Source organism: Sporosarcina ureilytica, from assembly GCF_001753205.1.
Classification (GTDB): Bacteria; Bacillota; Bacilli; order Bacillales_A; family Planococcaceae; genus Sporosarcina; species Sporosarcina ureilytica.
In genome coordinates this window covers 580,595-594,018 of the sequence record NZ_CP017560.1, presented here as the reverse complement: position 1 = coordinate 594,018, position 13,424 = coordinate 580,595, and the positions used below count along the sequence as shown (strand labels likewise).

General features: G+C 40.4%; 15 protein-coding genes. 1 reads left to right on the top strand and 14 read right to left on the bottom strand.

The features are described from left to right. Positions 1–32 precede the first annotated feature (32 nt). From BI350_RS03015 to acpS, 9 genes are all read right to left on the bottom strand, one after another. Positions 33–1,040 (bottom strand): PP2C family protein-serine/threonine phosphatase, encoded by a 1,008-nt coding sequence (locus tag BI350_RS03015; protein WP_075526787.1) that lies wholly within the window; start codon positions 1,038–1,040, stop codon positions 33–35. Positions 1,041–1,055: 15 nt separating this feature from the next. After that, positions 1,056–1,460 carry an anti-sigma regulatory factor gene (locus tag BI350_RS03010; RefSeq protein ID WP_075526786.1) on the bottom strand — a complete coding sequence of 135 codons (405 nt, stop codon included), beginning with the start codon at positions 1,458–1,460 and terminating at the stop codon, positions 1,056–1,058. A gap of 2 nt (positions 1,461–1,462) precedes the next feature. Then, positions 1,463–1,825 (bottom strand): STAS domain-containing protein, encoded by a 363-nt coding sequence (locus BI350_RS03005; protein ID WP_075526785.1) that lies wholly within the window; start codon positions 1,823–1,825, stop codon positions 1,463–1,465. Then, a complete protein-coding gene (locus tag BI350_RS03000; RefSeq protein WP_075526784.1) occupies positions 1,822–2,652 on the bottom strand; it encodes an RsbT co-antagonist protein RsbRA in 831 nt (276 codons plus the stop codon). Before BI350_RS03000 ends, BI350_RS03005 begins: the two co-directional genes overlap by 4 nt. A gap of 149 nt (positions 2,653–2,801) precedes the next feature. Next, positions 2,802–3,152 (bottom strand): type II toxin-antitoxin system PemK/MazF family toxin, encoded by a 351-nt coding sequence (locus BI350_RS02995; protein WP_075526783.1) that lies wholly within the window; start codon positions 3,150–3,152, stop codon positions 2,802–2,804. A 4-nt stretch (positions 3,153–3,156) separates the two neighbouring features. Next, a complete protein-coding gene (locus BI350_RS02990; protein ID WP_245698291.1) occupies positions 3,157–3,438 on the bottom strand; it encodes a transcriptional regulator in 282 nt (93 codons plus the stop codon). A 144-nt stretch (positions 3,439–3,582) separates the two neighbouring features. After that, complete coding sequence (gene alr, locus BI350_RS02985) at positions 3,583–4,710, bottom strand: alanine racemase (RefSeq protein WP_075526782.1); 1,128 nt, start codon at positions 4,708–4,710, stop codon at positions 3,583–3,585. A gap of 136 nt (positions 4,711–4,846) precedes the next feature. After that, positions 4,847–5,929, bottom strand: coding sequence for a LolA family protein (locus BI350_RS02980; protein ID WP_075526781.1), 1,083 nt, complete (start codon positions 5,927–5,929; stop codon positions 4,847–4,849). A 58-nt stretch (positions 5,930–5,987) separates the two neighbouring features. After that, positions 5,988–6,341, bottom strand: coding sequence for a holo-ACP synthase (gene acpS, locus BI350_RS02975; RefSeq protein ID WP_075526780.1), 354 nt, complete (start codon positions 6,339–6,341; stop codon positions 5,988–5,990). Between the two features lie 66 nt (positions 6,342–6,407). On the opposite strand from acpS, the gene BI350_RS02970 reads away from it, so the two are divergent. Continuing rightward, complete coding sequence (locus BI350_RS02970; protein WP_075526779.1) at positions 6,408–7,022, top strand: rhomboid family intramembrane serine protease; 615 nt, start codon at positions 6,408–6,410, stop codon at positions 7,020–7,022. A 52-nt stretch (positions 7,023–7,074) separates the two neighbouring features. Here the strand turns inward: BI350_RS02970 and BI350_RS02965 are convergent, their stop codons facing one another. The 5 genes from BI350_RS02965 to BI350_RS02945 form a co-directional block, all read right to left on the bottom strand. Continuing rightward, positions 7,075–8,589, bottom strand: a complete 1,515-nt coding sequence (locus BI350_RS02965; RefSeq protein ID WP_082294942.1) for a PH domain-containing protein — start codon at positions 8,587–8,589, stop codon at positions 7,075–7,077. Next, a complete protein-coding gene (locus tag BI350_RS02960; RefSeq protein WP_075526778.1) occupies positions 8,579–9,058 on the bottom strand; it encodes a PH domain-containing protein in 480 nt (159 codons plus the stop codon). The genes BI350_RS02965 and BI350_RS02960 overlap by 11 nt, the downstream gene beginning before the upstream one ends. A gap of 164 nt (positions 9,059–9,222) precedes the next feature. Beyond that, positions 9,223–10,734 carry a degradosome RNA helicase CshA gene (cshA, locus tag BI350_RS02955; protein WP_075526777.1) on the bottom strand — a complete coding sequence of 504 codons (1,512 nt, stop codon included), beginning with the start codon at positions 10,732–10,734 and terminating at the stop codon, positions 9,223–9,225. A 604-nt stretch (positions 10,735–11,338) separates the two neighbouring features. Then, entirely contained in the window at positions 11,339–12,034 is a 696-nt protein-coding gene (locus BI350_RS02950; RefSeq protein WP_075526776.1) for an alpha/beta hydrolase, read from the bottom strand. Then, positions 12,031–13,413: a UDP-N-acetylmuramoyl-tripeptide--D-alanyl-D-alanine ligase gene (locus BI350_RS02945; RefSeq protein ID WP_075526775.1), complete on the bottom strand. Its 1,383-nt coding sequence runs from the start codon at positions 13,411–13,413 to the stop codon at positions 12,031–12,033. Before BI350_RS02945 ends, BI350_RS02950 begins: the two co-directional genes overlap by 4 nt. Positions 13,414–13,424: the final 11 nt, after the last annotated feature.

Here is a 13,424-nt window from a genome sequence, read left to right as displayed (position 1 = left end):
TAAATCAATACCCTTATAAAATTAGTTTAAACCTATTTATCTTCCTTCTTAAAAATCACAATCGTAAAATCATCATGTAGTTGAAAGTTTTGCAATTCACCGAGATGTTGATAAACCGTATCAGCCATTTCCTGTGCCGGCTTATCTTTCACACTTTCCAAAAGAGAACGAATTAATCTTTCATCGATAAATCCTGCATTCGTTCTCGTTTCTGTTACACCATCTGTCATAATTGCAACGAAATCGCCCTTTTCAAGTTGAACAGAACGCTCTTCATAATGGACGCTTCGGTTGATACCGAGCAATAAGCCCTCTGCATCCAATTCAACAAATCCACCTTCAGCCGCCTGATATAACAAGGCAGGCTCATGCCCCGCAGATGCATATGAAAAAACCGATTCGTCCGCATTGTACTTCCCATAAAACATTGAAATAAACATAGAATCATCGATACTATCTTCTACGATTCTGTTCACAATCTCCAAAACAATTCCTGGGCTTGCACTTTCATAATGCATACTATCCATGCCAAACTTAATCATCGACATACATAGCGCTGCAGGAATCCCTTTTCCAATTACATCCGCTACTGCTACACTGGCGGTATTAGGATCTTCATTTAAAAAATAGATATAATCACCGCTCATTTGCTTGGCAGGGATTGTTAAAAAACCAATATCTAGACACGGAAAGTTAGGTACCTTCGTTTTCAGCAATGTATTTTGAACTTGTGCGGCGATTTTCATTTCCATTTCCATTTCTTCTTGCTTTCGAATTAAACTTTGATGTTCTTGCAATGCGAGACCGTAATGAATCATCATTTCAATTAGAAAGTCAAAAGAATGCCATAGCTTTTCTGAAGCTTCCGGAAACAATTCTTTTAGTGATGCTTTATGAATGCCGATGACTTCCTCAGGTGATATTTCCTTCTCGATAAATTGTCGACTAAATTTTTGGCCGGAATAAAGATCTTTTTCATTTTGATCTTGAATATACTGCTTCAAAATTTCTTTATAATGTTTTTCTATTTCTTGTGGCATTCTCTGTCACCCCATCTATCTGATCCACTTAATCGCAGTGATTGTTGTTCCAACTCCTCGCTTCGTCACGATATTAAAATCATCCATTAATCTCCGTACGCCAGGCATGCCAGCACCTAGCCCACCGGACGTGGTAAAGCCATCATCCATCACTTTTCTGACATCCGGAAAGCCTGGTCCTTCATCAGAGGCGATGATTGAGATGCCAGTTGCATCATCTTTATGAATACATGTAATTTCTATTTTTCCTTTCCCGGCATACAAATAAATATTTCGGGCCAACTCACTAATCGCTGTCGTAATACGTGCTTGGTCGACAGTCCCGAACCCCAGCTTTTTCGCTTCATTGCGACCAAGTTGACGAGCAGCAACAATGTCCCATTCCGTATAAATATCAACAGAAGACGACCGGTACTCCATAACTACTCCTCCAATTCTTTATGAAGCTTGTCCAGCCCATTCTCAAGATCTAGCGCTGTCATCACGTTTTGCAAACGGATACCGAGCTCTATTAAGGTAATGGCAACCCCAGGTTGAATACCCGTAATGACCACCTTTGCGCCCATCAGTCCAGACATTTGAATCACGTCGCCTAGCACTTTCGCAATGAATGAATCGATAAAGTCGATCGGCGTTAAATCGATAACGACACCTCTTGCATTCGTATCATGTATCTTTTTCAGTAAATCTTCTTGAAATTGTATCGCCGTCTGATCATCGAGCTCCCACTGGATAGAAACAATTAATGTTTTATTTAGTTTTAAAATCGGGATACGCATATTCATTCGGATTCTACCTCCACAATTTTGCGTTTTGTCAATTTGAGCGCTTCTTGCATCCCTCTTCGCAACGTACTCGTTGTTGTAAAGTCATTCAACTCGATTCCTAACGTAACAATCGTTTGAGCAATTTCGGGACGGATCCCAACCAACATACATTTTGCTCCAACTAGCCGAACAGCATCCGCCGCTTGAATAATATGGTGGGCCACCATCGTATCGACTACTGGTACACCCGTAATATCTAGTAGCACAACATCGGCACGCTGCTTAACGACACCTTCTAATAAGTTTTCCATAATTAACTTTGCACGATCTGTGTCAATTGTTCCAACAAGTGGCATGACTGATATTTTATCGAAAACTGGAATCAGGGGAGCTGACAATTCTTGTAAAGCAATTTTTTGCAAACTTACCGTACGCTCCCACTCGACAGAATACGCATCAATGATACTATCTCGTAAAGGATCGATCCAATAGGAAAAGATTTTCATATACCTTCTCAAATTGGTGTCATTAATAATCCCCTCCTCCTCTAAGATTTCAAATGTTACATCTGAGAAGTTTTCAATCGATTTATTGACAAACTTCATAGACCAACCAAAACGAACAACTTTTTCAGCAAAATCAGATAACTTCTCATGGTTCGCCTCTTCAGTAGTCGACAAATTAGACGTCATCAGTTCCGCAAATTCTCTACTCGTTTTATCCACTACTTCAATAGGCATATATTGAAAGAAACGTTCTCCCTTAACCGCTTTCATTCTCTGCTGCCATTTTTGTAAAATTTCATCCATATGATTGTTTATATTGACTGCTAGTTTCTTATTCATAATCGTTTTAATTGACCTCCCTATCCCCAATTCAATTAATGTTTTTATATTTTTATTGTATCGAATTTTATTAAGGATTACACGCGTTTTATTCAAACAATTGAAAAAACACCACAGATGAAAATCCGTGATGTTTCTTTTTATGTATATCAAAATTTTACGAGCCCAAAACTTACTTCTAATGCTTCGTCGACTTTTTCCATCAACATTTCATCAAGATGCGTGATTTTATCAGTTAACCTCGACTTGTCAATCGTGCGGACTTGCTCGAGCAGGATTACAGAATCCCGCTCGAATTGGTACTTTTCCGCATCGATTTCTACATGTGTCGGCAACTTTGCTTTCTGAATCTGCGCAGTAATTGCTGCGATAATTACAGTTGGACTAAACCGGTTCCCAATGTCATTTTGTATGACAAGGACCGGTCTTGTACCCCCTTGCTCAGAACCAACGACCGGTGACAGATCTGCAAAAAAGACGTCTCCTCGTTTTATTGCCAAATTTTCATCCTCCGCTAACGAGACGTTCCACTGTGTGCTGAGCTTCAAATTCCACATGTAAACATTCAGTGGCAATTTTCAAGTTAATTTGCGACATTTCAACATACCCTTTCATCATGGCCTCTCGAATTGCCTCAGGTTCATGATTGGTCTCATAGCGTTTTGTCGAAATATATACAAAATCCCCTCGCTCCTGCCCGTGGTGGACGACCGTATGTTCATTTTCATTCAACATTCGTTTCGGAATTTTAACAATAACCTCTCTCATGCTTTTCTTTTCACGCAACGTCAGCACCTCCAACAAACCCGTTCACTCTACTATCTTCCCCTCAATCATAGCATTAATTGATAGAGTTGAGAAGGCATATTTAGAGTTTGTTTGACAATTAACTACATAACGAGTGATTCATTGTCGAAAGTGCCCACATTTCTAATCCTCTTCCTGATAAACCCTTGGAACCCGACTTGTAAATGACACTGCAATTTCATAAGGTATTGTGCCGATACGTTCAGCCCATTCTTCGATCGTGATTTCTTCATCGCCTTGTTTCCCAATGAATACAACTTTTTCACCGACAGGCATTCTCTCTGGCAGTTTTACCATACATTGGTCCATACAAATCGTTCCGACAATCGGCATTCTCTTGCCGTCAATAAGAACCTCTTGGCCACGTAGTCCACGTTTCAACCCATCCGCATACCCCATCGGTATTGTCCCAATCCATTCCTCCGACGAAGTTTTATAAGTCGCACCGTAACCAATGTGATAATCTTTTGCTAACTTTTTTACAAACGACAATTCACTTTCGATTGACAAAGATTTTTTTAGTTGAAAAGGTAATTTCTCTTGTACATAGTCGGACGGGGCAATGCCATACATACTGATCCCAAAACGAACCGCGTCAAACCCGTACTCTGGATACAGCAAAGTAGCTGCACTATTCGAAGCATGGACAATACGTGGTTTTTTAGGAAACAAATTCACGAATCTTACAAATAGCTCACTTTGTTCCTTTGTGGTTATGCTGCATCCATCGTCCGCACAAGGAAAATGCGTAAATACCCCATCCAGTTCACAATGAGTCATTTTCTCCATTAACTGCATGATTGTTCGAAGTTCTTGTTCATCCCTTATTCCTATCCTACCCATTCCACAGTCAATTTTGACATGAATTTTAAGTTTATTATTAAATCTTTTTTGCTCCTGCTGTACTTCTCTCAACCAAGCTTCATCTGTAACTGTGACAGATATCCCTAATTCAGCTGCTTTCTTAGCAAATGAAACAGGAGACGGAGCCATAACAAGAATCTCGCTAGTGATGCCATTTTCTCTTAGGAAAACCGCCTCATCTGGAGTAGCAACCGAAACCATTGCCGCCCCAGACTGAAGCGCCGCTCGAGCAGTTTCCACAATGCCATGACCATATCCATCCGCTTTTACAACTGCAATGATCGCAGTTTCTTTTCTCAAATAATTTCTTAAAGCCTTTATATTTTCTTTAATTGCACCGACATCGATGATTGCCTTCGTCGGTCGATAATAGTGTGTACTCGCCACGTCAAATCCCTCGTTTTATGGTGTAGTACATTCTATTATCTGATTATTGACCTAATCTCGTCAACTATATCTTTACTTTACGTCCTACTTTCAAAAACATGCCCTGTGCATTACCCGGAATGAACATTGGTATAAGTTACTTCATTTCACCAGCGGACATAGACAACGCAACTTCAATCATTTCATCTCTCGTCAACATATCAGATGCAATGAAAAATGAAATGCCGTCACTTTCCCATCGTATAGATTTGTCCGTAATGGCTGCGACCGTAAATCCTAAGTCAACCGGGTCACCATCCATAGAAACGGGCAGTGAATTATCAGATGGCATTGCACGCTCTTGAACAATCGTATACTTTTTCGCATCTCCAAATGTCATAAAAATGCGCGTTCCACTTTCGGTTTTGACTGCTTCCTCATCAATTAATGTAACGCCTTCCCATTCAACAGTTGGATAGTACGTATTCAAGCTCGTTTGTTCATCGGCACCATCTTCCTCCGTGCTCGCGTCTTCTGTATTCGCTTCACCATCTTCGGATTCTGCACCTTCAGCTTCAGCATCTGCTTTAGGGTCTTCCTTAGGCTTTTCCTCATCGACGTCTGTGTCTACAGCATAATCTTCTGTTTTTCTGTCAGTGCCGAGTGTAATCTTTTTAAACGTAATCTTAATTTGTTCCTCTTTGTTTTCATCCAAGATTGAAACATGTTTTGGCAACAACGTTTTCTTATCGATATGAATTTCTTGTGTTGGCAACACTTTCTTATGATTGTTTCTTGTGACCGTCTCAAAAACATACGTCTTGTCTTTCTCAGTCATCGTGGCATTCGCATCCGCGATAATATCTTCAGACAATGCACCGATTAAGTAGGCTTGACTATTTTGTTCAGGCCAGTCGCTTTGAAACTTGTAGGTCTTGCCAAGTGAAGGTGCGACGACGAAAACACCATCTTCATTTCGCACAATCATTTGAGAATCTCCACTACCGTCTTGTGTTACATTGACCCGATAAAAATCAGGTTTCGTGTGCCAAACTTCAACGTCATACACCCTCGGTTCGGCACCGGTCTTAATTTCCATCGTTGCTTGAAGCTCATACCCCTTTGTGTCATTCCATTTGCCACTAAGTTTCTTCGTGACATCTTCTTTTGATGGTGTTCCACACGCTGCGAGGACAACTGCAACTACAACTAACATTAGAGCTAATATTCGGCTACGCAAATTGTTCATCCTTTCTCATTTCAATCGGATAATGCATCTTATGAGGAAGGTTTATCATTTATGCTTGCAAGATTACTTGAGCAGCCGCAATATTTTTTGTATGTGTAATTGAAATAAAACCATTCACGACAGTACCTTTGAAAGATAGTTCTGGTTTCCCAGCTCGATTAGGGATTATTTCAATATCAACAAAATTACATTCTGCACCGATTCCGGTACCTCGCGCTTTTGCAAACGCCTCTTTTCCGGCAAAACGTCCTGCCAGAAATTCTATTCGGCGATGACCGCGGTAAGACTCGTAAATTTCCAGCTCCTTTTCCGTTAAAATTCGGGTTCGAAACTTGGGTGATTTCGCATCTAAACTTGCGATACGATCAAGTTCAACAACGTCCAATCCGATTCCTGTAATCACTAAATCGACTCCTTTCCTTTATGTAATAAAAATATGTATAATGGAATAACAGATTGAGGTGAAAAAATGTTTACCCGTAGAGAAAGCTTTTCCGAATATATTCGATTTTATCCAGTGATATCCATCTTACTTGCGCTAAACATTGGTATTTTCCTAGTAACTTTACTTCCCGGTATTGGGGGACTCATTTATTACGGCGGAATGGGCATGAATGCCGCGATCGCAAGTGGCGAATGGTGGCGATTTTTTACACCGATGTTTTTACATGCCGGTTTTATGCATATTTTATTTAATATGTTCTGCTTATTCGTATTCGGTCCCGAACTTGAAAAAATCATCGGTAAAATGCGCTTGATTACCCTTTACTTCTTATCAGGATTATTTGCCAACGTCGCAACGTTTTTTATTCACGCGTATGATTATAATCATGTTGGGGCAAGTGGTGCCATTTTCGGTTTATTTGGCGCATATGGCGCGCTCGTTTATTATACAAAACATGCATTGCCCCAATTACGCCAAGTCATTTTACCAATTATCGCAATTAGTGTTGTCATGACATTTCTTCAATCAAATGTGAATGTTACTGCCCATATTACTGGTTTAATTGTTGGATTTATTATCGGCCTTAGTTACTTTAATCCAAAACGCATTGTCAGTTGGCGAAAGCCAAATCGGCAATGATTCAGAAGAAAAACAGGCGAAGGAATGACGATGATCGATTCCTTCGCCTTTACTATTGCTCAATGTCTAGGTCCTCCACAACTACCGCTTCTCGTACAGGTTCATACCATGCGAGAATACGTTCTGCTTCCTCTTCTTCCATATGTTTCACCTGTGCATAAAACGCACCCATCCCCGATTTTATTGCTGCGGAAACGGTTGCGACTTTTCTTTTTCGATGAAAGTAATTTTGTTTCATTTCCATCGATTGAATCCGATTTTTCATCATATACACGGTTTGTAGGCTAAACGCTCTAAAACGCATTGTTAACTGATTCCCTGATATTTCATAAGCCGCCGAACGATGGTGCCATAATCCCCACGAAATCACAATTGGCACAATCAAGAATGAAAATAATCCAAACGGAAAGAAGAAATAAGACAACGCAGCCACTGCCGGAACCATCCAGACAAACTCAATCCTGTAATAAAATCGTTTACTTCGTGCAGGCAACTTATTTGTAGGCTTTTCTAATACAAGTTCGGGAAACAATTCCCCAAGCGGTGTATTGATTGCCTCCTTCTTCACAATTGGAAATAAATTAATTTTAGCCCCTTCTCCAACAACGCCGCCACCAGCATTATCAATGACAACATTCGCATAACCGAATAGTTTTCGGAACGGATTTTCTACAATACGTACACTTTGCACACGGTTTAACGGCACCGTCACTCTCTTTTTCTCTAACAACCCACGTGTAATCACAATATCTTCATCGTCAATTTGAACGGTAAATCCGTAATACGCAAAAAAGGTCATCGCTACAGAAATTCCCCAAATGACGAGTAGAATCAAAAACACAGCAATTGCAACTAGTAATAGCCCTGACTTAATAAATACCGAAACTTCCCTATACGCCCACTCAATCGGAAGTATATCCGCAAATTGAAATAGAAAAATAATCACACCTGAGATAATTAACCCTACACCGCCAGAAGTCGTGGCCAAAACGAGTAGATCTTTCCCGGACAACGCGAAAATCTTCCTTACCAATGATTCACGCTCAACTTCAACCTCTTCAATGAATTCTTCGTCTAGATTTGCACCTTGGATTTTCCTTTTCTTCGCTTCGGCAATTTCCATTTCAATAACAGTTGCAGCTTCTTTCGTAATCGCTGTTAATTCCGCCTCCGCTTTTAACGAAGCGGAACCACCGGCCGTTTCCACACTCACTTTCACTAAATTAAACGGGCGATGCAAAATCCCTTCTGTATAATCGAGACTTTGAATCCGATCAAAAGGAATATACCGTTTCTTTTTCACAAATAATCCATACTCAATCCGCAACTCATCCTCTTCAAACCAGTAGACGTAACGCTTCCATTTAATAATGCCGGTAACGAAAAACACGATAATCAAAAAGCCGAAAATGAGAAATGTTAAATAATCGAGATACCATTTTCCAGTGTCATTCACGCCATTTGCAAAAACAAGGATAAGGATTGGAACAATCATCTCTTTCAACGTTTTCAAAACAGACATGACCGCTGTAATCCAATGTAACTGGTAACGAGTCTTAGACATCATCATCAGCCACCCTTGCAAGCGTTGAAATCCGGCTTCTTAGATCATCCGCCTCTTCAACAACGAGTGCTGGAATTTCATGATTGGTTGCCGCCGTCGAAATCGTAATGCCCGCCAAATTATATTTCCTTAATATTGGCCCCTGCGATGTATCAACATGCTGAACACGAACCATCGGAATGAGCGTTCTTTTCACAATAAACAACCCATGTTGTAATTCGATTTCAGATTCCCGCACTTCATACCGCCAACGTAACCATTTAATTTTGGGGAATAAATAAACAAAGAAATAAGCATAAGCAATAACAATAATCGCCGCAATCACGTAAATGTACCACTGCCATTCAAATATGTATGTTAAAACGCCTACGCCGATTGCCACTAATAAAACAAAGAAAGTCTGTATGATGCCGTATAATCTCCAGACACGCAAACCTTTTTCCGAAATACGATTGCTCGGCTGTCCCCTCAAAATAAGCACTCCTTTTCATCCATTTCTTCTATTCTATACGAAAAGTCAGACTAAATGTTTCATGTTTTAAATTTTTTCACGATAATCCACCTTCAATGGGAGATTATATAAATAACAAAAAACCGAAATTGCCGCGAGAGCAATTTCGGTTTTGGGAATATTGTTTATGATTCAGATGGACGTCTTGAACGACCTCTGCCGCGATTTCCACCTTCGCGACCGCGACGTGATCCGCCACCACCACTGCCGCCACGTCCGTCACGACTACGACTGCTGCCACCACGAGATGGACGACGACCGCCGCCGCCACGATTCCCTTTATAACCTCCGCGGTCACCACGTCGGCTATTTCTTGATGGGAGTGGACGTTCTTCTGTAATTTTAACAGGTGTATCATCTGGCTCGCGCGTCATGTTTTTCAGCGCAGCCGCTACAACTTCTAATGCGTCATGATTTTCCAACAAGTTTGATGCAAGTTGCTTATAATCATGAAGTTCGTTTTTCTGAATGATTTCAGTTAATTGCTCAACCGCTAAACGCTGTTGACCCAATAGTGCCTCGTCTGAAGTCGGTGGAATTAACGGCGTCATACGCTTTTTCGTTGTTTCTTCAACGATACGTAAATAACCCATTTCACGTGGTGTTACGAATGTAACAGCTACACCATTTTTCCCCGCACGTCCCGTACGACCGATACGGTGCACATAACTTTCAGGATCTTGTGGAATGTCAAAGTTATAAACATGTGTCACACCTGAAATATCTAACCCACGTGCCGCAACGTCTGTTGCAACTAAAATATCAATTTTTCCTTCTTTAAACTGACGAAGAACTGACATTCTTTTCGCTTGTGTTAAATCACCATGGATACCTTCCGCAAGATAACCACGAATTGTAAGTGCATGTGAAAGTTCATCGACACGGCGTTTTGTACGTCCAAAAACAATTGCCAATTCAGGCTGATGAACGTTTAATACGCGTGACAGAATATCAAACTTTTCACGTTCTTGTGCTTTTACAAAGAACTGTTCAATATTTTCAACTGTCATTGCTTTTGATTTAATTTTAACGATTTCCGGATCTTTCATAAACGTTTCTGCAATTTTACGAATAGGTGCAGGCATTGTTGCAGAGAACAATAACGTTTGGCGTGTTGCCGGAACGGCTGCCATAATCGCATTAATGTCTTCGATGAAGCCCATATTTAGCATTTCATCTGCTTCATCTAATACCAATGTTTGAACATTGTCTAACTTAATTGTTTTACGTTTAATATGGTCTAGTAAACGGCCTGGCGTCCCGACAATAATTTGTGGGTTGTTGCGCAGTGCACGAATTTGTCGACTGATGTCTTGCCCACCGTAAACAGATAAAACTTTCGCACGTTTATCGTTCCCGATTCGGTATAGTTCTTCTGAAACTTGAATTGCTAACTCACGTGTTGGTGCAATCACAAGTGCTTGAATTGAACGGTTACTTGTATCAATGTTCTCGATAATTGGAACACCAAATGCTGTCGTCTTTCCCGTCCCTGTTTGTGCTTGACCGATAATGTCTCGTCCTTCTAATCCAAACTTAATTGTACCTTCTTGGATAGGTGTTGCCTCTTCAAACCCCATGCGGGCTAAAGAGCGTTGTGTTGATTCGCTAATATTTAGCTCTGAAAATTTAGTCAAAACTTTTTCAATCTCCTTTTTCTTCATTTGACAATTGGTTACATTTGCAAATGAAAGCGCGGCAAACTCGAGCCAGTCTATATATAAAGGGAACGTTTCCGATATTTACATCCTCTGTAAGATAAACTTTTTAAGAAGTCCACTTAGAGTGTATAATTGAAAGGGAAAGCCCGGTCCTTGCCGAGCGGTTCGACCAACGAACAATGGTTAATCATCGATGAACAAACCGGTTAATTCAAAAAAAAGTACTCTTCCCTTAAATGAAGAGTTCCGTGAAATGTATCCAATGCTCCTTAGAGTGTACCACGCGAAATCTTCACCTGCAATAAAATTGCATAACAACGCCAAATTCAGACAATTATAAGAATGACCAATGGATTCTTGAACTTCCTAAGACACCCATAGTATTCACGTTTTTTCATTTATTATTTGTATTTAGATTAATTTTATCTAATCGGTTTTTTACCGAGTATTAATGGGTGTGCTTTGAAGTAGTAGTAATTTCCGAAAAACGCTGATTTCCATTCCGAGATGCCGCTTTCCGCGGGCGTGCTTGAAACGAACTTATCTAAACAAAAAAACATCTAACCTCGGTGAATCAAGGTTAGATGCCGATTTTCATAAATTGAAGCACTTCCGAAAACCATTGTTTATTATCCTCACTATAGCAAATATGATGTTTACCTGTTGGGGATTTGATTAATAACTTTCTACTTGAACCAAGTTCCTTATATAAATGTTCCGCTGCAATATAAGGCACAATACCATCTCTTTCACCTTGAACGATACATACTGGACATGTAATCTGCTCATAATAAGGCTTTACTGTTTTGACAATCCTTAAAAACTCAAACGTAGCTCTAAGTGGCGTGTTTGTTAATTTATAGTTATACAAATGGTAAAACGTATTGGGTGTGTAATTCTTCGTAATCGATTCTGTTAACATAATGCGAACGTCATCCAGAAGAATCCGAGGGCTAATATACTTTGCAGCCGCACTTAAAAGGATGAGTTTATCAACCGGATAGCGTAATGACAGATACATGGAAATTAACCCACCCATCGAAAAACCAACAACAATGACACGGTCTACCCTTTTCCTTAATTTACGCATCGCGAGTTCCGCTTCCATTAGCCAATTTTGGGCGGACACATTCCCTAAATCAAGTGTCACCCCATGGCCTGGTAAAGTTGGTACTTCAATGCACCAATCCGTATGCTTTTTTATATATGTAACGAGCGGCTGCACCTCATATGTCCCGCCCGTAAAACCGTGAATAAACAAAACACCTGTCTTCAATGAAAATCCTTTTCTAGAAAAGCATTAAGCACATGCTCTAACGCCATGCCTCTAGACCCTTTTAATAACACTACGGCCCCAGAACCTGTATTTTTTTTAAGTTCCTGTTCGATTGGACCGTATTCACTTTCAGACCACAAGAGTTTTTGATTGTTTATCTTTTTTTCCAACACATCGTAAAGCCACTTCATACGTGGGCCATATAGCAAGATCCCGGCAAGATCCATTTGTAATAAATCTTCACTTAACGCTTCATGATAAGCTTTTTCATTTTCCCCTAATTCAAGCATATCTCCTAATACAACCCACTTCTCTTTCCTTAACCCTGTTTCTTTCAGGAAGGATAGTGCTGCTTGCATGGAAGTCGGCGCAGCATTGTACGCATCATTAATAAAAAGCGCATCGTTCTTGCCGATAACTGGTTGCATGCGCATCGCTGTTAAGCTAGCGGATTTGAGTGCTTGTTGAATTCGCTCAACCGATACCCCGACTTCTTTTGCAATCAGAATCGCTGCAAGTGTATTTTTCACTTGGTGCGCACCAAATACAGGGATCGTGAATGTCCCGTTTAGAAGACCTTTTACTGTAAACTCACTACCGGCGTCTGTCGATTGGACAGATTGAAGTGCCAAATCATTACTTTCCCCATAACCGAACGAATAAGCTGTCATTTCTGTTGCCTGCTTAACGAGCGGCTGTAACAATGGTTCATCCCCATCGAATAATAATTTGCCAACTTCAGAAAGCCCGTCAATGATTTCAAATTTCGCTTTCGCAATGCCTTCTCGAGAACCGAGATCTTGCATATGCGCTTCCCCGATATTCGTAATCACAACATAATCTGGTTTCGCAAGTGTCGATAAAAATGAAATTTCACCGAAACCGCTCATACCCATTTCCAACACAGCAAAATCAGTATCTTTTTCTAAAGATAAAATCGTTAATGGAAGTCCAAGTTCATTATTAAAATTGCCTTCTGTTTTCTTTACGTTCGCGTAAGGTGACAATACACTTGCGACTAAATCTTTTGTCGACGTCTTACCGTTAGAACCAGTAATTCCAATGACTTTACAATTTAATTCGCTCCGATAAGCCCTTGCCATCTCTTGAAGTGCAAGTTCCGCATCCTCAACAAATAGGAGCGGAATATTTTCAGGTGGATTTGGCTCATCTTTCAACCATAAAGAAGCCGCTGCTCCTTGTTCAATCGCATTTTGAACATAACGATGTCCATTTACTTGCTCACCGCGAAAAGGAATAAATAAATCTCCTTCCTTCACCGTGCGCGAATCAATGGACACGCCATGTATTATGACTTCTCCGACATGTTGCCCATCAACTTGTAACCAATCGGCAACCGTTTTTAACCTTTCCTTCACTGTTCACAACC